At 45.1% G+C, this 21,263-nt stretch carries 20 protein-coding genes; 1 reads left to right on the plus strand and 19 read right to left on the minus strand.

Features of this window, described 5'->3' with window-relative positions; all coding sequences use genetic code 11:
* Positions 1-178 precede the first annotated feature (178 nt).
* The 14 genes from ACIFOT_RS08390 to ACIFOT_RS08455 form a co-directional block, all read right to left on the minus strand.
* On the minus strand, positions 179-1,222 hold the full coding sequence (locus ACIFOT_RS08390) for an L-threonylcarbamoyladenylate synthase (RefSeq protein ID WP_430063868.1): 1,044 nt from the start codon (positions 1,220-1,222) through the stop codon (positions 179-181).
* A 184-nt stretch (positions 1,223-1,406) separates the two neighbouring features.
* On the minus strand, positions 1,407-1,853 hold the full coding sequence (locus tag ACIFOT_RS08395; protein WP_430063869.1) for a GNAT family N-acetyltransferase: 447 nt from the start codon (positions 1,851-1,853) through the stop codon (positions 1,407-1,409).
* Positions 1,854-1,961: 108 nt separating this feature from the next.
* Positions 1,962-2,852, minus strand: a complete 891-nt coding sequence (gene spoIIR / locus ACIFOT_RS08400; RefSeq protein ID WP_430063870.1) for a stage II sporulation protein R — start codon at positions 2,850-2,852, stop codon at positions 1,962-1,964.
* Between the two features lie 378 nt (positions 2,853-3,230).
* Positions 3,231-4,082 (minus strand): peptide chain release factor N(5)-glutamine methyltransferase, encoded by an 852-nt coding sequence (gene prmC, locus ACIFOT_RS08405; RefSeq protein ID WP_430063871.1) that lies wholly within the window; start codon positions 4,080-4,082, stop codon positions 3,231-3,233.
* Positions 4,075-5,148 carry a peptide chain release factor 1 gene (gene prfA / locus ACIFOT_RS08410; protein WP_430063872.1) on the minus strand — a complete coding sequence of 358 codons (1,074 nt, stop codon included), beginning with the start codon at positions 5,146-5,148 and terminating at the stop codon, positions 4,075-4,077. The genes prmC and prfA overlap by 8 nt, the downstream gene beginning before the upstream one ends.
* A gap of 109 nt (positions 5,149-5,257) precedes the next feature.
* Positions 5,258-5,731, minus strand: coding sequence for a hypothetical protein (locus ACIFOT_RS08415; protein WP_430063873.1), 474 nt, complete (start codon positions 5,729-5,731; stop codon positions 5,258-5,260).
* Positions 5,732-5,848: 117 nt separating this feature from the next.
* Positions 5,849-6,460 (minus strand): thymidine kinase, encoded by a 612-nt coding sequence (locus ACIFOT_RS08420; RefSeq protein WP_430063874.1) that lies wholly within the window; start codon positions 6,458-6,460, stop codon positions 5,849-5,851.
* A gap of 125 nt (positions 6,461-6,585) precedes the next feature.
* Positions 6,586-6,792 (minus strand): 50S ribosomal protein L31, encoded by a 207-nt coding sequence (rpmE, locus tag ACIFOT_RS08425; RefSeq protein ID WP_430063875.1) that lies wholly within the window; start codon positions 6,790-6,792, stop codon positions 6,586-6,588.
* Between the two features lie 211 nt (positions 6,793-7,003).
* A complete protein-coding gene (rho, locus tag ACIFOT_RS08430; protein ID WP_223594920.1) occupies positions 7,004-8,269 on the minus strand; it encodes a transcription termination factor Rho in 1,266 nt (421 codons plus the stop codon).
* 364 nt (positions 8,270-8,633) lie between these two features.
* Positions 8,634-9,596, minus strand: a complete 963-nt coding sequence (glpX, locus tag ACIFOT_RS08435; RefSeq protein WP_430063876.1) for a class II fructose-bisphosphatase — start codon at positions 9,594-9,596, stop codon at positions 8,634-8,636.
* A 161-nt stretch (positions 9,597-9,757) separates the two neighbouring features.
* The gene (locus ACIFOT_RS08440; RefSeq protein WP_430063877.1) at positions 9,758-11,047 is read right to left on the minus strand and encodes a UDP-N-acetylglucosamine 1-carboxyvinyltransferase; all 1,290 of its coding nucleotides are present in this window, start codon (positions 11,045-11,047) and stop codon (positions 9,758-9,760) included.
* A 214-nt stretch (positions 11,048-11,261) separates the two neighbouring features.
* A complete protein-coding gene (fsa, locus tag ACIFOT_RS08445; RefSeq protein ID WP_430063878.1) occupies positions 11,262-11,912 on the minus strand; it encodes a fructose-6-phosphate aldolase in 651 nt (216 codons plus the stop codon).
* A 134-nt stretch (positions 11,913-12,046) separates the two neighbouring features.
* Positions 12,047-12,904, minus strand: a complete 858-nt coding sequence (locus ACIFOT_RS08450) for a class II fructose-bisphosphate aldolase (RefSeq protein ID WP_430063879.1) — start codon at positions 12,902-12,904, stop codon at positions 12,047-12,049.
* Between the two features lie 274 nt (positions 12,905-13,178).
* Positions 13,179-13,550 carry a response regulator gene (locus tag ACIFOT_RS08455; protein WP_223594925.1) on the minus strand — a complete coding sequence of 124 codons (372 nt, stop codon included), beginning with the start codon at positions 13,548-13,550 and terminating at the stop codon, positions 13,179-13,181.
* A gap of 179 nt (positions 13,551-13,729) precedes the next feature.
* Here ACIFOT_RS08455 and ACIFOT_RS08460 point away from each other — a divergent pair, with 179 nt between their 5' ends.
* Positions 13,730-14,236, plus strand: a complete 507-nt coding sequence (locus ACIFOT_RS08460) for a DUF2529 domain-containing protein (protein WP_430063880.1) — start codon at positions 13,730-13,732, stop codon at positions 14,234-14,236.
* 204 nt (positions 14,237-14,440) lie between these two features.
* On the opposite strand, the gene ACIFOT_RS08465 is transcribed toward ACIFOT_RS08460, so the two are convergent.
* The 5 genes from ACIFOT_RS08465 to ACIFOT_RS08485 all read right to left on the minus strand — a co-directional run bounded on the left by ACIFOT_RS08465 (position 14,441) and on the right by ACIFOT_RS08485 (position 21,257).
* A complete protein-coding gene (locus tag ACIFOT_RS08465) occupies positions 14,441-16,036 on the minus strand; it encodes a CTP synthase (protein ID WP_430063881.1) in 1,596 nt (531 codons plus the stop codon).
* Positions 16,037-16,276: 240 nt separating this feature from the next.
* Entirely contained in the window at positions 16,277-16,852 is a 576-nt protein-coding gene (gene rpoE / locus ACIFOT_RS08470; RefSeq protein WP_430063882.1) for a DNA-directed RNA polymerase subunit delta, read from the minus strand.
* A gap of 138 nt (positions 16,853-16,990) precedes the next feature.
* Positions 16,991-17,152 carry a hypothetical protein gene (locus ACIFOT_RS08475; RefSeq protein ID WP_430063883.1) on the minus strand — a complete coding sequence of 54 codons (162 nt, stop codon included), beginning with the start codon at positions 17,150-17,152 and terminating at the stop codon, positions 16,991-16,993.
* Between the two features lie 127 nt (positions 17,153-17,279).
* The gene (gene icmF / locus ACIFOT_RS08480) at positions 17,280-20,534 is read right to left on the minus strand and encodes a fused isobutyryl-CoA mutase/GTPase IcmF (RefSeq protein WP_430063884.1); all 3,255 of its coding nucleotides are present in this window, start codon (positions 20,532-20,534) and stop codon (positions 17,280-17,282) included.
* A gap of 81 nt (positions 20,535-20,615) precedes the next feature.
* On the minus strand, positions 20,616-21,257 hold the full coding sequence (locus ACIFOT_RS08485) for a TetR/AcrR family transcriptional regulator (RefSeq protein WP_430063885.1): 642 nt from the start codon (positions 21,255-21,257) through the stop codon (positions 20,616-20,618).
* Positions 21,258-21,263 lie beyond the last annotated feature (6 nt).

The following is a 21,263-nucleotide window of genomic DNA, read 5'->3' on the forward strand; positions in this document are numbered from 1 at the left end:
CGTTACCCAATTCGCTCTTGTCCGAGATTTCGGGCACGTAGACGGATTCTACGTGACCCAATTCGCTCTTGCACTGAGATTTCGGGCACGTATAGCGGCTCCTTTTAAAAAAAGTATTTCGAAAAGCTTGCTTGCATACAAAAAAACACCAAGCCCCGCATTAAGCAGGACTTGGTGGTTACTCGCCAATAATTTTATTCCCGGCAGCTTTCAAAAGGCGGTTCATGATTGCATGACCCACACCTTCATTCGGAAACATCTCACTAAAAATAATATCAACCTTCAATTGATTAAAGCGGCGAAGCGTATCATATAGAGCTGCCGCAACCGTCTCCAGCTCGGCCCGATGCCCGCAGGCAAGCACCACATCCGCTTTAAATTGATCCACGTACTCCTCCGTCGTCAGCACTCCGACTGCAAGCCCTTCCTTCTCCTTTTCATCCACTAAACGCTGTAGAAAATCTCTGGTGCCTGACACCAAATAAAGCGGAGCATTCGGGGCATAATGCTTGTATTTCATTCCCGGCGATTTTGGCTTCGAGGCCTCATCCGTCAAGGCCGGGTCGACCCGAACCTCGCCAATTACAGCCTCAAGCTGCTCCTTGGTCACTCCGCCCGGACGCAAAATAACCGGTACGCCCTCCGTGCAGTCCACCACTGTTGACTCAACGCCAACACCTGTCGTTCCGCCATCAACTACTCCAGCAATCTTTCCATTTAAATCATCAAGCACATGCTCCGCACTCGTCGGACTCGGCTTGCCCGAACTGTTCGCACTCGGCGCCGCAATCGGCAGCCCACATGACCTCAATAGAGCCAACGCCACTGGATGATCCGGCATCCTTACTGCCACGGTCGAAAGTCCGGCTGTTGCTTTTTCCGACAGAACGCCTTCCATCTTATTAAAAATAATCGTCAGCGGCCCCGGCCAAAACGCATCTATTAACACTTCCGCTGTCCGCGGCACCTCACTCACAAATCTACTAAGCTGCTCTTTGTCGGCAATGTGAATAATTAACGGATTATCCCCAGGCCTGCCCTTGGCAGCAAAAATTTTCTCCACCGCCTCGTCACTTTCAGCATTGCCGCCCAGGCCATAAACAGTCTCTGTCGGCAGGCCCACCACTTCATTTTCCCGTAAAAAATTCGCTGCATCCACAATTTGTGGATTACTTTCTAAATTATCCACATTTTTATCCACTATCCAGACCTTTGTGTTCATAGTTATCCACCTTTATCAGAAACGAGTCTTTTATCGAAATTTGACGAAAAACGGCGATTAGACTCATATTTTTCACTTAGTACGTTTGAAAGTATAAAAGAAGGCGGGGATAAATACAAGTTTTATCCACAAATTGTGCATAAGTTTCTGGAAATAGTGGATAACTTTGTGGATATATCCACAGTTATAAAGAAAATTTTAAAAATAACGAGTTATCCACATTCAAAACGTGTCGAATATGTTTTGATCCATAAAACTGCTCCGGCAAATCGCCCCGCCCGATTTTCTGAAAGCCCATTAATTCAAAAAACGGAAGGGCCGTTCCTTTATTTGTTGCCAAAAATAAACTTCGCATTCCTTTTTCTTTCGCTAATTGCACCATTTGATCGAAAAGGACGAAAATTTCCTTTTCAGCTTGTCCAGGCGTAACAACAAGCGAGCGCAGCAGCCCGAAATCCGTGTAAGCCTCCATGCCAAGCGTTCCCCTAAGCGTACCTTCCTCATCTTCTAGCAGCAAAAAGCAGCCAATCGATTCCTCATTCACTCCATCCGTCCCAAGATTGGCCCGCTCCAAAAACTCTCTTAAATTGCCGAGATCCTCTTTACCCGCCTTGCGAATTAATGATTCCATCTCATCCACCTCTTCTTTTTTCATTTCTACTCTATGAATATTAAAAAGATAGATAAAATAGAACCGGCAAATCTATTAAAAAAACCAGCTCCGCTGAAAGGAACTGGTTTAATCAAATAACTTTTCCCACATCTCGACCACGAAAAACTTCACTTTAACCGGCTGTTCGTCCTCTGCAGTATAAACTGGTTTTTTCTCTTGCTTAACCGTTTCTTTTTCCTGTACAGGCTCTTCTACTAAATTTTCTTGTACAGGCTCATCTGCTAAAAGCTGCTCTTGTTTCGCTAACGTATAGTCTTCCACTACAGTTGGCGATTTTTCAACCGTCTCTTTTTTAACTGGTGCTTTCGGCTGCTTCACCACCGCTTTTGTTGATTCTTTCGTCTGCTTTACAACTGATTTTGCCTTAACTTGCGGTTCGGCTTCTACGTTAACCGGCTCTTCCTTGACTGTTTGTGCTTCCACTCGTTCCTTTTCATCAAAGCCTTTGCTTACGGCTATCCCATTTGAAAAATCCAGAAAGCATAACGGCGGGTACAGCACGCACCACCAATTGGCCCCTTCGCCTTTACCCAATGTAATCAAAATCGCTTGGTATTCTCCTGCTGGATATAAAAACTGGCCATAAAGCTTTGTCGGAAACTGAACCTTGCCAAATTCTACTTTCACCGACTGATCGGAATTTTGCTCACGCACCACTTGTTCCGCAATCGCTTGAATCTCCGGCAGCTTCGCATTAATCACCGCTCTTGCTTTTTCCATCGACGTTAAATCCTGCACCCATAAAGTAATCTGGGCATTGACCGCGTCGCGGACCTTCCGCTTAATCGCCTGGTCCTTTTCAAAATCACTATTCGCTAGAATTCGGAGGCGGATCGCTTCCCCTGGAATCACAATTGATTCCTTCTGTGCCGCTTCCGTTTTTGGCATATATAAACTCAACATTGTTCCCAATGATAATACCACTAAGTAAGCCCAAACCACTACTTTGCTTCTCACTCTCAGCACCGTCCCTTCGATATCCTCATTGTGGACAGAAACCAAGAATCTTAAACTAGTAAATTTTAATATTTTTACCCGAACATCTAATATTACACCTCCCTTAACTGCTTTTTTTCCGGGCCGATGGGCTTTATGAACCTCTCTTATCGACCGACGCTCCCTTTTTTCCAAGTCCGCGGGCTTTATGAACCTCTCTTATCTACCGACGCTCCCTTTTTTCCTGGCTCACAGGCTTTATGAATCTCCCTTATCGACCGACACACCCTTTTTTCCAGGCTCACGGGCTTTATGAAACCCTCTTATCTACCGACGCTCCCTTTTTTCCTGGCTCACGGGTTTTATGAAACCCACACCTATAAAAAAAGCCCCGGGAGATCACTTCCCGAAGCCAATTTCCGCAAACACCATCCGGTCCTTGCCGTTTATATCATTCACAATTTCAACCTTAACTTCCTCAAATGCTTTTTGAAAAAGCTCCGCTACCGCTTCGCCCTGACCGGCCCCAATTTCGAAACATACCAGCGCACGCGAAGTTAGCACCTGTGGAAGCTCCACCATAAAGCGGCGGTAAAAATCAAGTCCGTCCTCGCCCGCAAACAAAGCGCGATGCGGTTCATGCTCAGTGACCACTTCAGACATCGTTACGATATCCCCTGTCGGAATATACGGAGGATTCGAAATAACCACATCAAACCCGCCGCCCATAAACGGCTTTAACAAGTCACCCTGGATAAATTCAACGTCGGCATCAAGCCGGCTGGCGTTTTCCCGCGCCACTTTTAAGGATTCCTCTGCAATATCAGAAGCAAAGACCTTTAATGATGGCTGTTCCAGCTTCAGGCTGATGGCAATCGCGCCGCTTCCAGTCCCGATATCCACTACCTTGTTTAGACCCAGCATGTTTATTCTCTTGAGCGTTTCATAAACAAGCTCCTCTGTTTCCGGCCTTGGAATCAGCACCTCTTCATTCACTAGGAATGTCCGCCCGTAAAACTCCTCAGAGCCGATCATATACTGAATCGGCACACCGCGGACATGCTCGTGAACAGCATCCTCGAAACGTGACAACACAGACGGATCTAAATCATCGCGCATATTGGCAAACAGCTGCGACCGCGACATACCGGTAAAATGCCGAAGCAATAGCTCGCCCGCATTCTCGTCCCGATTTGCTTTTTTTAAAAAAGAAGAAGCCCAATTAAGAGCTTCGAAAACTTTTTTACTCATTTGCAGCCTCTTCCAGTCTTTTCGCTTGATCTTCCATAATCAAGGCATCGATGACTTCATCCAGCTTGCCTTCTAATATTTGGTCCAGCTTTTGGATTGTTAAACCAATACGATGATCCGTCACGCGATTCTGCGGGAAGTTGTAAGTACGAATCCGCTCGGAACGGTCGCCGGTACCAACCGCCGATTTACGCACTTGGTCGTATTCCGCCTGTGCTTCTTGCTGGAACTTATCATAGACGCGCGCACGCAATACTTTCATCGCTTTGTCTTTGTTTTTATGCTGTGATTTTTCGTCCTGACATGATACCACGATTCCTGTTGGAATGTGGGTTAAACGAACGGCTGACATCGTTGTATTAACGGACTGTCCGCCGGCACCACTGGAGGCAAACGTATCAAAACGGATATCCTTATCGTGGATTTCGATTTCTACTTCTTCCGCCTCTGGCAAACAAACAACCGTTGCCGTCGAAGTATGAATCCGTCCGCCTGATTCGGTTTCCGGTACACGCTGTACACGGTGGGCGCCATTTTCAAATTTCAATTTGGAGTAAGCGCCGGCACCATTGATCATAAAGCTGATTTCTTTATAGCCGCCAAGGCCTGTCGGATTGGCATCAATCAAATCTGTCTTCCAGCCCTGCGCTTCGGCATAGCGGCTGTACATCCGGTAAAGTGAACCAGCAAACAATGCCGCCTCTTCCCCGCCGGCCGCCCCGCGAATCTCAAAGATAACGTTTTTGTCATCGTTCGGGTCCTTTGGAATCAGAAGAATCTTCATGCGGGCTTCTAATTCTCCAATTTGCGTTTCCAGCTCGTTTACTTCTTCCTTCACCATTTCACGCATCTCGGCATCGAGCTTATCCTCAAGCATTGCCTTGGCGTCAGCCAGCTGTTCGCGAGCCTCTTTATATTGGCGGTACGTTTGCACAGTTTCTTGTATGTCAGATTGTTCTTTTGAATATTCACGTAGTTTTTTTGAATCATTAATGATTTCCGGATCGCTTAAAAGTTCATTTAATCTTTCATAGCGATCTTCAACGGATTGAAGACGATCAAACAAGTTATTCACCTCGAGTTTTAGTCCATAACATTCTAATTATAGTATAGGCATTAACCTCCGTCAAAACCAAATTTTGATATAAAAAAACATGCCCTGGTGACAGAGCATGTTATCTACGGTCTTCCTTTACTCGAACTTCGATATTATAACGCGGCAGGGCCTGTACTAGTTTGCGGTGGAGGCGTGCTTCGGCATCAATTCTTTCCTTGTCGGAGAGCATGCCCTTTTTATAAACAGACACCCACATCCGGTCGCCATTCATCCAAACGGAGTCGATTGCAAACTCGTCTGTTGCCGCAACGACCTTTTTCGCCTTGTCGACATCGCTGCCCTGATTTTCACCGTCATATTCTCCTCGATCTCCCGACCTATTCAGATTAAGGAAGTTAGGATTTTGATCTGCAATATCATTTTCCACAACGTCCCGCTCGACCCCATTATTACGGTTGGACATAAAATTAGGCGTTGAGCGGTCTTTCCGCAAATCATATGCTGTATCTTTTTCGTCAGCTGCGCGATTGCTTTGACAACCAGTTACCATTAACAACATGATAAACGAGAGAAACATCCACTTTTTCCGCATAAAACACCTCCCATTACTATCATGCCCGGCAGCTTGCAGAACTGAACGAGAGAATTCTTTCCAAGCCCACAAAAAAACTGCCCAGGAATCACTTCCTAGACAGTTATGTATTAAACATCAAACTTCCTGCTCAACCGCCCCGCGGTACGATGCTGTTTTTGGCACTTCATGGTGGTGACGGCAACGGGGCTCGTACGCTTCGGACGCGCCAACCATGATGACCGGGTCATGATACGAGGCAGGCCGTCCATCAATCAGACGCTGCGTCCGGCTCGATGGTGAACCGCATACCGTACAAACCGCCTGCAGCTTTGTCACCGTCTCGGCAATCGCCATCAACGCCGGCATCTGTCCAAACGGCTCGCCGCGGAAATCCATATCAAGACCGGCGCACACAACGCGATGACCGCTGTCAGCCAGCTGCTGCACAACCCGCAGGATGCCCTCATCAAAAAACTGCACTTCATCAATTGCGATAATATCCATATCAGCTTCGACATGATGCAGAATCTCAATCGAATGGGAAATTGGCTTCGCATTAAAAGAAGAACCATTATGGGAAACGACAGACTGTTCACTGTAGCGATTATCAATCTTCGGCTTAAAAACAGCTATTTTTTGTTTGGCGAATTGAGCCCGCCTTACACGACGAATCAATTCCTCCGACTTTCCAGAAAACATACTGCCACAGATAACCTCAACCCATCCGCTTTGCTTCATTAAATACATAAACGGCGTCTCCTTCCTCTAAACGAACCATGATACACGATCATATTTATAGTAAAAAAGTCATTAAAGTCAAATAAAAAAACAGGCAAGTAAGTTTTCCCACTCGCCTGTTGTCTTTGCAAAAATTATTGATTCTTAAGGCCGTATTTTTTGTTGAAACGGTCAACACGTCCGCCAGCTTCAGCGAATTTTTGGCGACCAGTATAGAATGGATGACATTCTGAACAAGTTTCAACGCGAATTTCTTTTTTAACAGAACCAGTTTCAAATGTATTACCACATGCACATGTCACCGTTACTGTTTTATAATTTGGATGAATTCCTGCTTTCATTCTTTTCATCTCCTTCCGCCCTGAATCTTTCGAAACAGAGTTATATAAATGCCTGTCTTAAAAACAAGCATCAAATACTTAAAACACACTGCACCCATTATAACAAGGGTAACCTACTTTTGCAAGTTGGGATTTTTTTGAAAAGGACTTCAATATTTTTGAAAAAGGAACTTTGGCCTGTGACTAAACTAGGCCGGCCCCTCTATTCCGTCTAGGAACGACGTGACTTTAGTTCCTCGTTCAGCTGTGCAAAGAACTCTTCGTTTGACTTCGTCTGTCTTAATTTTTTCAAGAAGCGTTCTGCAAAATCCGGAGAATCGGACATCGATTTGCGAATCGCCCATAATTTATCAAGATGATCCTTTGGAATAAGCAATTCTTCCTTACGCGTTCCTGAACGTCGGATATCAAGCGCAGGGAAGACACGGCGCTCAGCAAGACTGCGGTCAAGATGCAGCTCCATATTGCCTGTCCCTTTAAATTCTTCATAAATGACATCATCCATACGTGAACCGGTATCAACAAGTGCCGTAGCAAGAATTGTCAAGCTGCCGCCCTCTTCAATATTACGGGCTGCCCCGAAGAAACGCTTCGGACGGTGGAACGCTGCCGGGTCAATACCACCAGAAAGCGTACGTCCGCTCGGCGGAATAACAAGGTTGTAAGCACGCGCCAGACGCGTAATACTGTCCATCAAAATGACAACATCACGTTTATGCTCGACTAAACGCATCGCACGGTCCAGCACAAGCTCAGCGACTTTAATATGGTTTTCCGGTACTTCATCAAACGTTGAGCTGACAACATCACCCGCAACAGAACGCTCAATATCCGTTACCTCTTCTGGACGCTCGTCGATAAGAAGCACAATCAATTCAACATCTGGATGATTCGTCGTAATGCTATTGGCGATTTCTTTTAACAGCATCGTTTTACCTGCTTTAGGAGGAGCGACAATCAAACCACGCTGCCCAAAACCAACCGGCGCAACCAAATCCATAATTCTGGTTGAAAGATGCTTTGGTGTTGTTTCCAGCTTCATTTGACGATTTGGATATAACGGCGTTAACGCTGGAAAGTAGACGCGTTCTTTTGCGGATTCAGGATCTTCTCCATTAACCGCTTCTACATGCAGTAAACCATAGTAACGTTCATTTTCCTTAGGCGGACGAACTTTACCGGAAACCTTGTCCCCGTTGCGCAGATCGAAACGGCGGATTTGCGAGGCGGAAATATAAATATCCTCAGAGCTTGGCGAATAGTTAATCGGTCGTAAGAAACCAAAGCCTTCTGACTGAATGATTTCCAGGACGCCTTCCATGAAGAAATAACCCTGCTGCTCGGCACGGGATTTTAAAATCGCAAAAATTAATTCTTTTTTTGTTAATTTGCTGTAATAGGTCACTTTATATTCGCGCGCAAGCTCATAAAGCTCCTTCAGCTTCATGTTTTCTAAACTTGAAATTGTTAAGTCCATTTGTACACCACACTTTTAAATTTTCCCTTCGAATCCGCTCTTTCTTTTTGTAAAAGATGGTCAATAGGTAATTAAGAAATTAGAGGAAATGAAATAGAAGTAGAATTGAAATGAATAGATTTGCAGAAAAATATGCAAGATAAAAAACAATATCTATTTTACCCCCTGAGCAAAAAAATAATCAACTAGATTTACTTCGATCTAATGTTGGAAATTTTTTCTGAAAGGAATCCCTCTTGGAGATATTGGAGTTGGGAGACCAGCCGCTGGCTGGTCTCCCCTTTTTCTATTAATGATGTTCAGCTGCAGCGCCTAGGGGATCGGGGTCATAAGCCAATCCGTCAAGGCGCTTCCGCATTTCTAATTATTTAATTACTAAATTCGGTTTTTTATTCAAGCTGTGACGGCCTTCAATGAAGCGGACCGTGCCAGATTTAGCTCGCATGACAATCGAGTGTGTCGAGGCATGTGATCCTTTGAATTGAACGCCGCGCAATAATTCGCCGTCGGTTACACCTGTTGCGGTAAAAATAGCGTCGTCGCCCTTTACGAGATCCTCCATACGGAGAACACGGTTTACATCTAAGCCCATTTTAATGCAGCGCTCAAGCTCGGCATCATTTTGCGGAAGAAGTTTCCCCATGATTTCGCCGCCGAGACATTTCAGCGCTACCGCCGAAATAACTCCCTCTGGTGCACCGCCGGAACCAAATAGAATATCGACACCGGTATCGTCAAAAGCAGTATTGATGGCGCCTGCGACGTCGCCATCGTTAATCAGTTTAATCCGTGCGCCTGCTTCACGAAGCTGAGCGATGATATGCTCATGGCGCGGACGATTCAATACGGTTGCCACGACATCCTGGATATCTTTGTTTTTCGCTTTGGCCACGGCTTTCAGGTTGTCCAAAACAGAAGCATTGATATCTATTAAGCCAACGGCTTCAGGGCCAACGGCGATTTTTTCCATATACATATCTGGAGCATGAAGAAGGTTTCCGTGATCCGCTACCGCTAGAACAGCCAAAGCATTCCAGCCGCCGGACGCTAAAATATTGGTGCCTTCAAGCGGGTCAACGGCGACATCCACGCGCGGTCCATAGCCTGTTCCGAGCTTTTCGCCGATGTAAAGCATTGGTGCTTCATCCATTTCCCCTTCACCAATCACAACGGTACCTTTCATTGGAACGGTGTCGAATACATCGCGCATTGCGGATGTAGCAGCACCGTCGGCTTCATCCTTTTTCCCGCGGCCCATCCAGCGTGCAGAGGCCAGTGCCGCTCCTTCTGTGACGCGGACAAGCTCCATCGTTAAGCTTCTTTCCATGAATTCCATCCCCCGTATTCATTTATATAACTTCGATTACTGTCCAGCTGCAGCGCCTAGGGGATCTTTGGTCTAAGCCACTCCGTCGAGAAGGTTAAAAAGCTGCCTTCACGCCGGCTCGTCCTATGCTTGTCGCCCCTGAGCAAGGCGCTTCCGCTTTTCTAAGTATTTTTTAACTGTTCGACTTCTTCTTTCGTTAAAGCTTCACGCCATACCGTCGCACCGAGGCCATTCAATTTTTCAACAAGATTGCTGTAGCCGCGGTCGATGTGTTCAAGGCCTGTTACTTCGGTAATCCCTTCTGCCATGAGGCCGGCGATAAATAGAGCTGCTCCAGCACGGAGATCACTCGCCTTCACTTTTGCCCCTTGTAGCTGGACAGGCCCATTAATGATCGCCGAACGGCCTTCTACTTTAATATTGGCGTTCATTCTTCTTAGTTCATCGATATGTTTAAAGCGTGCGCCATAAATTGTATCGGTGACGACACTTGAACCGGTTGCCTTTGTCAACAGCGTTGTAAATGGCTGCTGCAGGTCGGTTGGAAAGCCAGGATACACAAGCGTTTTGATATCAACGGCCTTCAATTTCGCAACTCCGCCGTCGACAAACACCTGGTCGTCGCCTGATTCAATATAGACGCCCATTTCGCGCAGCTTGGCAATTAATGATTCTAAGTGCTGCGGGATGACATTGTCGATGAGGACCCCTTCCCCAACGGCAGCTCCTAAAATCATATAGGTACCTGCTTCAATCCGGTCAGGAATAATCGTATGACGGCAGCCGTGCAGCGTCTCCACGCCATCAATCCGGATCACATCCGTTCCTGCCCCTTTAATTTTCGCGCCCATATTCGTTAAAAGTGTAGCGACATCAATAATTTCCGGTTCTTTCGCCGCATTTTCAATGATTGTCCGTCCTTTTGCCCGAACGGCAGCAAGCATAATATTGATGGTCGCACCTACACTGACGACATCGAGATAAATCCGTGCGCCGCGAAGTTCGTCCGCACGCAAATAAATCGCCCCTTGTTCGTTAGTGATTTGCGCGCCAAGTGCTTCGAAGCCTTTAATATGCTGATCAATCGGTCTTGGCCCTAAATGGCAGCCACCTGGTAAACCAATGACGGCTTTTTTAAAGCGGCCGAGCATCGCCCCCATTAAATAATAGGACGCGCGCAGTTTTTTTACTTTTCCGTTTGGCAGCGGCATAGAAATCATCGTCGATGGGTCAACCGTCATTTCATCGTTCGTTATTTCAACCTTGCCGCCGATTTCTTCGAGCAAATCCTTTAAGATTTCCACGTCCGAAATCTCCGGCAGTCCTTCGATTGTCACTGGTGATTCTGCTAAAATGGTAGCGGGAATTAAGGCAACGGCACTATTTTTGGCTCCGCTGATGCGAACCGTTCCCTTCAGCGGATATCCGCCTGCAATTTTAAGTTTTTCCATTTTCGACTCCCTTCTAAGCCATGCCTTATTCCGAATGCGCTTACAGCCGTTTGTAAAAAAACGCCTTGATGATGACGCAAGGCTTTAGGTATATTTTTCCAACATAAAAAGTCAAATTCCGACAGTTTGTCTATCTTATAGTTTACACTAAAATTTTATTTTCATGTATCCATATTAAAAAAATTTGTACGAAAATGGAAAAACTGCAGATTAGTTAAGCGTTGTTGCGGGCATTCCAGTCTTTTAAGAAGCCTTCAATCCCTTTATCTGTTAATGGATGATGGAATAAGCCAATTAGAACTTTGTAAGGAATTGTCGCAATATCTGCGCCTCTTAATGCTGCTTCTGTTACATGGATTGGGTTGCGGATGGAGGCAGCAATGATTTGGGATTCGATGCCATGAACAGCAAAGATTTCGGAAATTTGTGAAATAAGCTCTAAACCATTTTGGCCGATATCATCCAGTCTGCCGAGGAACGGAGAAACATAGGTAGCACCAGCTCTTGCAGCAAGTAATGCTTGGTTTGCATTAAAAATCAATGTAACGTTAGTGGTGATTCCCTTTTTTGAAAAATGATTACATGCTTTTAAACCATCTGGAGTCATTGGAACTTTAATCGTAATATTTGGGGCAATCGCAGCCAGTTCCTCTCCTTCTCTAATCATGCCTTCAGCATCAAGAGCGATAACTTCCGCACTCACTGAACCAGGAACAAGCGCCGCAATTTCTTTAATACGGTCATGGAAAGAAACGCCTTTTTCTCTTGCAACTAGTGATGGATTCGTTGTTACACCTGCTAATAAGCCTAACTCATGTACTTCACGGATTTCCTCTAAATTCGCTGTATCGATAAAAAATCTCATGTCTTTCCCTCCAAATTTCGACTAAATTTTCAATTTACGATGAACACACTGAAACCGCCCTTTAGATAAGAGCGGTTTTCATTTTATCACATTTGAGGCAAACTACAAAAACGGCCAAAGATGGCGTTCTTGTATTACGCTCTGCCTGAAGAACCGAATTCGCGCATTTTGCCAGTAACGGTTTCTTTAATGGCATCGCGAGCTGGGCCTAAGTATTTACGTGGATCATATTCATTTGGTTTTGCAGCTAATACTTCACGAACCACTTTCGCAGATGCGATTTGGTTTTCAGTATTAACATTGATTTTCGCTGTTCCTAAAGAAATTGACTTTTGGATATCAGCTGTTGGGATTCCAGTTCCTCCGTGAAGAACAAGCGGAAGACCAGTAGCTTGACCGATTTCTTCCATTTCCTTGTAACCAAGCTTTGGTTCACCTTTGTATGGACCGTGTACGGAACCTAGTGCTGGTGCAAGGCAGTCGATGCCTGTACGCGTCACTAGCGCTTTACACTCTTCAGGATCTGCATAGATAACGCCGTCAGCAACCACATCGTCCTCTTGGCCGCCAACTGTTCCTAATTCTGCTTCAACGGAAACACCTTTTGAATGAGCGTATTCTACTACTTTTGTAGTCGTAGCGACATTCTCTTCAAATGGGTGGTGGGAAGCATCAATCATAACAGATGTGAAGCCTGCATCAATCGCTTCTTTACATTTTTCAAAGCTTGAACCGTGGTCAAGGTGAATCGCAACCGGAACCGTAACGTTCAAATCTTCTAGTAAGCCCTCTACCATTTTAACAACGGTTTTGAAGCCGGACATATAACGGGCAGCCCCTTCAGACACACCAAGAATAACCGGTGATTTTTCTGCTTCGGCAGCTTGAAGAATCGCTTGGGTAAACTCTAAGTTATTAAGGTTAAATTGCCCAACCGCGTAGCCTTCCGCCTTTGCTTTGTTAAGCATCTCTGTCATGGAAACTAAAGGCATTTCTATTCCTCCTTAAATTGGGTCGATATCTTTTCATATAAATGTTTTCCCTAAATGAATTGAATATGTATTTATCTGAAAAGATAGCAACCGGTCAAAGTTCATATGTATCATATCAGAATAAAAGTAGAAATGCCATTAATCTAACAGTGTTTTTAAAAGTGTCATAATGAAAGCGTAGACATTTCCCTATTTCCACCGTTTGTATGAAAAAAAGGCAATTTCGCTGCCTTTTTGTCTTTTTCAATCTAGTTATTTTTTTAAAAAAATGACTTTAGTTTGCCTTTTGCGGAATGTGCTTTCGTACTGCAGCACGGATATCGTCAATATCAAATGGTTTAGCAAAATGAGTGATGGCACCAAGGTCTTTTGCTTCTTGAATCATATCCAATTCTCCGTAGGCGGTCATAATGATCACTCGGATGTCTGGGTCGATGACTTTCATTCGCTTCAAGATTTCGATTCCGTCCATTCCCGGGATTTTCATATCCAACAGGACTAGATCAGGGTCGTGCTTTGTTACAATATCAAGCGCCTGAACTCCGTTGGCCGCCTGAAATGTTTGATACCCTTCTTTTTGGAACACCTCATTTAGCAAAATGCGAATACCAAATTGATCGTCAACGATTAAAATTTTCTCTTTCATACTTCCACCTCTTCCCGATTTGATAGATTCTCAATTTTTAGTAAATTCCACCTAAACACTCACTTGTTATAGTTCAACATTTTAAGGCAAAATTCCTGCAAAAATTTTGCCTAGAATAATGTTATTTTGTGGAATTTTTAAAAAAAGTCTATAATAGGGGTGCGATAAGGAGGATTATCATGTTAAAAATGTTTACTACTCAATTAACTGGGTTATTTAAGAGACTTGAGGAAAAAGAAGAATTTGCGTTTGAAGATGGCGCCCGCCTGCTCGCACAGGGGCAGTCCATTTTTATTTTTGGCACGAAAGAAATGAAAGCTGTTGAGTTCGAGGCATTAGAGGGTGAGGAGCCGCTTAAGGGGGCAAAAAACTTAACAAGTGTGGAGGAGGTTAGTGATGCCGATCGGGTGCTGATTTTCACGAGGCGGTCCGATGATGAGGCCGCTGTGGGGCTCGCTGGTCAGCTTCAGGAAAAAGGCATCCCTTTTGTTGCGGTATCGACAGTCTTTGATGGGGGCGGTTTGGCTGAATTAGCCGATGTTCATCTTGATTTGCGGCTGACAAAGGGACTTCTTCCGGATGATGTTGGCAATCGGTATGGATATCCTTCGGCGATGGCCGCTTTGTTCGTGTATCATGGCTTAAAATTCACGATTGATGAGATTTTGGCGGAGTATGAGGAGTAAAATCGGCCTTGATTTGGGGCCGTTTTTTTGTTTTGTCTATTTTTGGGGCGGGTTTGTCTATTTTTTTCAGTGGTTTGTCTAATTTCGAGGCAGGTTTGTCTATTTTTTTCGGTGGTTTGTCTTTTTTTCGTAGGGTTTGTCTTTCTAGACATTTTTTCCCAAAAATAAGACCAGCCCCCACTCGGAGAACTGGTCCATAAAATCCTATTTTTGAATTGTTGCTTTAATAAAGTCACGGAACAACGGCTGTGGACGGGTTGGTCTAGAGACGAATTCCGGATGGAACTGGGATGCCACGAACCAAGGATGGTCAGTCAGCTCGATGATTTCCACTAAACGGCCGTCTGGGCTTGTCCCTGAGAATACCAAGCCTGCTGCTTCCATTTCTTGACGATAATGATTGTTGAATTCATAACGGTGGCGGTGGCGCTCATAAACCACTTTTTCATCATAAGCAGCAATCGCCTTCGTACCTTCAACCAAGCGTGCAGGGTAAAGACCCAAGCGCAACGTACCGCCTAAATCCTCCACATCTTTCTGCTCTGGAAGCAGGTCGATGATTGGGTGTGCTGTCTCCGGTACAAACTCCGCAGAATGTGCATCACTAAGCCCAAGCACGTTGCGGGCAAATTCAATCGTCGCCAGCTGCATACCTAAGCAAATGCCCAAGAATGGCTTCTTCTGCTCACGCGCATAGCGAGTCGCTTCGATTTTCCCTTCAATACCTCGGTCACCGAAACCGCCAGGAACAAGGACACCATCGACATCGTCAAGGAGCTCGGCGACATTCTCACGCGTAACCTCTTCAGAGTTAATCCATTTAATTTCAACGTCGGTATCAAAGGCATATCCGGCGTGTTTCATGGCTTCCACTACGGAAATGTAAGCATCCTGAAGCTCAACATATTTTCCGACAAGCCCGATACGTGTTTTGCCTGAAAGATGCAGCACTCGGTCTACTAGTGCTTTCCACTCAGTCATTTCCGCTTCAGGAGTCGCCAATTTCAAGTGATCACAAACAATTTGGTCCATATTTTGCTCTTGAAGAGCCAGTGGAATCGAATAAAGCGTGTCAGCGTCACGGCATTCAATCACCGCTTTTGCATCGATATCACAGAACAAGGCTAGTTTATCCTTCATGTCCTGTGAAACCGGCAGTTCCGTACGAACGACGATAATATTTGGCTGAATCCCAAGGCTGCGAAGCTCTTTGACGCTGTGCTGAGTCGGCTTTGTTTTCATTTCACCGGCCGCCTTGATATACGGAATCAACGTACAGTGGATGTACATTACGTTATCGCTGCCAATATCACTCTTGATTTGGCGAATCGCTTCTAAAAACGGCAGTGATTCAATGTCGCCCACTGTTCCGCCGATTTCCGTTATGACCACATCGGCATTCGTTTCGTTGCCGGCACGGAAGCAGCGCTCCTTGATTTCATTGGTAATATGCGGAATAACCTGTACGGTAGCTCCCAAATACTCACCGCGGCGCTCTTTGCGTAAAACCGTTGAATAGATTTTACCAGTTGTTACGTTAGAATACTTGTTTAAGTTAATGTCGATAAAGCGCTCATAGTGGCCTAAGTCCAAATCGGTTTCGGCACCATCATCGGTTACGAATACTTCACCATGCTGATAAGGGCTCATGGTTCCTGGGTCAACGTTAATGTATGGGTCAAATTTTTGAATCGTTACATTTAACCCCCGATTTTTCAATAAACGCCCTAAGGATGCTGCTGTAATTCCCTTTCCAAGTGATGAAACGACACCACCTGTTACAAAAATATATTTTGTCATTAAATATTCCCCCTCGTATACAGTTTGTACATTATTCGGATTGTTAATGGGAGTTTTGCAAAAAATTTTCAAACGAAAAAACTCCATTCGAACGGAGTTTTTGCAAATAAAAAACGCTCCGCTTACGCATTGGTAAGGGAGCGCATTGTAAGTAAATAATGTATCGTCCTTTTTTAAGGAGCCCAAAAAAGATAATACAAGGGCATGGATAAAAAGTCAAGCCGAATACCCGGGTAAAAATTACAAGTCTTCGTCTTCTTCTTCGTCTAATTCGGCTTCATCATCATCATCGTCATCGAGCTCATCTTCGTCGTCAAGCTCGAATTCTTCGTCGTCTTCAATGACATCATCATCGTCATCTTCAAACTCGTCGTCGACCTCATCAAGTTCATCGAAGGAATCGTCATCATCAAGGAGATCATCTTCGTCGTCAAATTCATCGACGTCATCATAATCTTCATCATCAACTTCATCGAAATCGTCAAGATCCTCTTCATCGACGACTTTCTTCGCCTTTTTCTTCTTCGGCTTCACTGTGTTCACAACTTCTTCTTCGGCTGTATCAACCGGATACCAAACACGAAGTCCCCAGCGGTTTTCACCTAAAGAGAGGAAACGGCCATCTATATTCATGTCAGTATAAAATTGTGCCAGCCGCGTGCGAACTTCTGATTCAGAAAGCTCAGCAGCCTGTGTAATTTCATTAACCAATTCATTGAAGGAGATTGGTTGCTTGCTATTTTTTAAAAATTCGTAAGCCATTTCAATGAGGGATAACTCTTGTAATTCCTCTTTTGAGTATTGTGCTAAACTCAATATTGGCACTTCCTTTCTCTATTTAACACTCTAAAAAGAGTGATAAGGGCATTTCTCCCAGTTTGCATATTCTTCATTATAAACAAATTCTTATCGTTTATGCTAGTTCTAGCTGACCAATCCCTTGATTTTTTCCTGCTAGTTATCCTTTTTGTTGAATTTTTTTAATTCTTTAATCGAAATCACTAGAAAGAAGATCGCTAAGAGCAGGAATGAGACGGCGCCTAACTGACGCTCATACAGATAATATAATGGCCAGGCAAAAATGAGTAAAATAATGATTATCGTACGTAGCTTCATGTTCACACCTGCCAAGATCCTCAAAGTTTGTCCACTAGTTAGATTATATAAGAAAAATCTTTTTTTTAAAACAACGGTGTCAGGCACCATGTGAAATTCTCACATGGTGCCTGACACTCGACATTACTTACATATTTCTTCGATACTGCCCGCCGACTTCGTAAAGGGCGCGGGTAATTTGGCCAAGGCTGGCCACTTTGACGGTTTCCATCAGTTCGGCAAAAATGTTGCCATTATTGACAGCCGCTTCCTTCAGGCGTTTCAGCCCCGCCGCTGCTTCTTCTTTATGTCTTTCCTGGAACGCGCGCAAATTATGAATCTGCAGCTCCTTTTCCTCGGTTGTAGCACGGGCCAATTCCATATTGTTGACGTCTTCCTCGGACGGAGGATTCGGATTCAAATACGTATTGACGCCTATAATTGGCAGTTCACCGGTATGCTTTTTCATTTCATAATACATCGATTCATCTTGAATCTTACCGCGCTGGTACTGGGTCTCCATGGAACCAAGCACACCGCCTCGGTCATTCAAGCGTTCAAATTCTTGTAAAACGGATTCTTCGACAAGTTCCGTGAGCTCTTCCACAATGAACGAGCCCTGAAGCGGATTTTCATTTTTCGTTAAGCCGTGCTCATTTGTAATGATCATTTGAATCGCCATTGCCCGTCTTACTGATTCCTCTGTTGGCGTCGTAATCGCCTCATCATAGGCATTCGTATGAAGTGAATTACAGTTATCGTGCAGCGCCATTAATGCCTGCAGGGTGGTGCGGATATCATTAAAGTCGATCTCCTGAGCATGCAGCGAGCGGCCGGATGTCTGAACATGGTACTTCAACTTTTGGCTCCGTTCGTTTGCACCATATTTATCGCGCATCACCGTTGCCCAAATGCGGCGGGCCACACGGCCGATAACGGTATATTCGGGATCTAAACCGTTGCTGAAAAAGAATGATAAGTTCGGCGCAAAGTCATCAATTTTCATGCCGCGGCTTAGGTAGTACTCGACATAAGTGAAGCCGTTTGACAGCGTGAAGGCCAATTGCGAAATCGGATTCGCACCCGCTTCAGCAATGTGATAGCCGGAAATGGAAACGGAATAGTAGTTGCGCACCTGATGGTCAATGAAATATTGCTGGATATCCCCCATCATTCTTAGGGCAAACTCTGTTGAAAAAATACAGGTGTTCTGGCCTTGGTCTTCTTTTAAAATGTCGGCCTGCACCGTACCGCGGACAGTCCTTAATGTATAGGCGCGAACTTCGGCGAATTCTTCCACCGTCAACACCCGGCCTAACTCCGCTTCTTTCCGCTTCACCTGCTGATCAATGGCTGTATTCATGAACATCGCTAAAATGATCGGTGCCGGTCCATTGATTGTCATCGAAACTGAAGTCGATGGGTGGCAAAGATCAAAGCCGTCATAGAGCTTTTTCATGTCGTCCAACGTACAAACACTGACGCCGCTTTCGCCGACTTTTCCGTAAATATCAGGACGGTAGTCAGGGTCTTCGCCATATAAAGTAACGGAATCAAATGCTGTACTTAAGCGCTTCGCATCGTCGTCCTTCGATAAATAGTGGAAACGGCGGTTCGTTCTTTCCGGTGTGCCTTCTCCGGCAAACTGGCGTTTTGGATCTTCCCCTTCACGCTTGAAAGGGAAAACACCTGCCGTATATGGGAATGAACCCGGTACGTTTTCCTGATAGACCCAGCGGAGAATTTCGCCGTAATCCTTGAATTTTGGCAGTGCTACTTTTGGAATATCGATTCCTGATAAGCTCTTGGTTTTTAAAATTGTAATAATTTCTTTATCGCGGATTCTGGTGACAAATTTATCTCCGGAATACGCTTTTTTGGTATCTTCCCAACTGTCTAAGATTTTCTTCGATTCCGGGGTTAATTTCGCTTCTGTTTCCGCTTTGACGGCTTCGAGTGCCGCAATTACTCCAGGCTCTTGGACTGCTTCAATCGCACCCTCAAGCTGGAATAATTTCCGGGCAATATTGGCCTGCTCTTCGGCCTTCTTATGATAGCCGCGCACTGTTTCCGAGATTTCACGTAAATAGTAGCGGCGGTCCGTTGGAATAATCACGTTTTGCTTTTCCACAACGGCGTTCTTATTAAAAGATGTCACCCAATCGGTGTCCATTTTTTCATTAATTTTTTCAATTAACGCGGCAAACAAAGCGTTTGTGCCATGATCATTGAACTGGCTGGCAATCGTTCCGTACACTGGCATTTCTGAAGGGTCTTTTTCAAACAGCATATGGCTTCGCTGATATTGCTTTTGCACCTGGCGCTTTGCGTCCTCTGAACCCTTGCGCTCGAATTTATTGATGACGATCAGGTCGGCGAAGTCGATCATATCGATTTTTTCAAGCTGGGACGGTGCCCCGAATTCTGAAGTCATTACATAAAGTGATACATCACAGATTTCTGTGATTTCGGCATCGCCCTGTCCAATCCCGCTTGTTTCCACGATGACAAGGTCAAAGCCCGCTGCTTTTGTCACGGCAACAGCATCTTTAATGGCGAGGGACAGCTCGTTTTTCGAATGTCTTGTCGCAAGGCTGCGCATGTATACATTCGGTGAAAAAATCGCATTCATGCGGATACGGTCGCCAAGAAGCGCACCGCCTGTTTTTTGCTTTGTTGGGTCAACTGAAAGGATCGCCACTTTTTTATCAGGCAGCTCGTTGATAAAACGGCGAATCAATTCGTCGGTTAACGAACTTTTTCCAGCACCGCCCGTTCCGGTGATACCAATTACTGGAATCCCCTTCTCAAGTGACTTCACTTGTTCGAGCACTTCTTCGGCCGTAGCCGCCGCCTCGTTCCTTTTATCGACATGAAGCTCTGCCACTGTTATCAGCTTAGCAATAGCGTTAACATCCCCTGAAGGAAGTTTTTCGATTTGCTCGCTGATATCGTCTGTGACCGTTGAAAAATCACAATCCTCAATCATCCGGTCAATCATGCCCTGAAGGCCGAGGGTGCGGCCGTCTTCAGGTGAGAAAATCCAGGCAATTCCGTACTCATGGAGCTCATTTATTTCCCGAGGGATAATTACGCCGCCACCGCCCCCGTATATACGGATGTGCGGTGCGCCTTTTTCTTTTAATAAGTCATACATGTATTTAAAATATTCGACGTGTCCGCCTTGGTAGGATGAAATCGCGATTCCTTGGGCGTCCTCTTGAATCGCGGCGTTCACGACCTCCTCAACTGAGCGGTTATGGCCTAGGTGGATGACCTCGGCCCCGCTTGACTGGAGGATTCGACGCATTATATTGATGGAAGCATCGTGGCCGTCAAAAAGACTGGATGCTGTGACAAAACGGATATGATGCTTCGGCTGGTATTTACTCGTTGTTTTCACGCTTGGGTTCCCCCTTTTTTAAAATTAGCTGTTGATTTTCGCTCCAATCAACAGAGTTTCAAACCTTTACTAGCCTAAAAATCAGCCTTTTTTTTGCGGCTGGAATTTGCGCAATCCAGATAGTAATTGTTCGGTTTGCAGCTCGATATATTCGTCTAATGTAAATAATTTTCGTAATGCCCAGCGGCGGAAGCCCCACATTTGCCCCTGGACAAAAATATTATGGGCAATGATTTTGACCTGCTGTTCGGTTAACTCAAGCTCCCCGTTCTCGATGCAGCGGGAAAGCAAGTTTTCAAACATGGCCACCATGGCTTCTTCTTTTTTCAACACATATGGAAGAGCGTCTTTTGAAAGCGATTTGACTTCCTGGTACATGACGAGCACTTCGGACTGCATTTCATCCATTACATGAAAAAAGTTTGCGATGCCGAGCTTTAAGCTCTCCAATGTCCCTTTTTTCACAGACAAATCCTGCTCGAGGCGCTCGCTGACATGGTCATAGATGCTGTCGCAGACAAGATATAACACATCTTCCTTTGTGCGGATGTATTCATATAGCGTCCCAATGCTGAAGCCGGCCGCTTTGGCAATTTCCCTTGTCGTCGTCCGGTGAAACCCCTTTTGTTTAAAAAGTGCTACGGCCCCTTTGATCATTTGATCGCGCCTCTTTTGAACGAGGCGCTCATCCTTGACCGAGGCCTGAACCTCCCGCTTTTTCATCGCTTT

Source organism: Neobacillus sp. NRS-1170, from assembly GCF_050468025.1.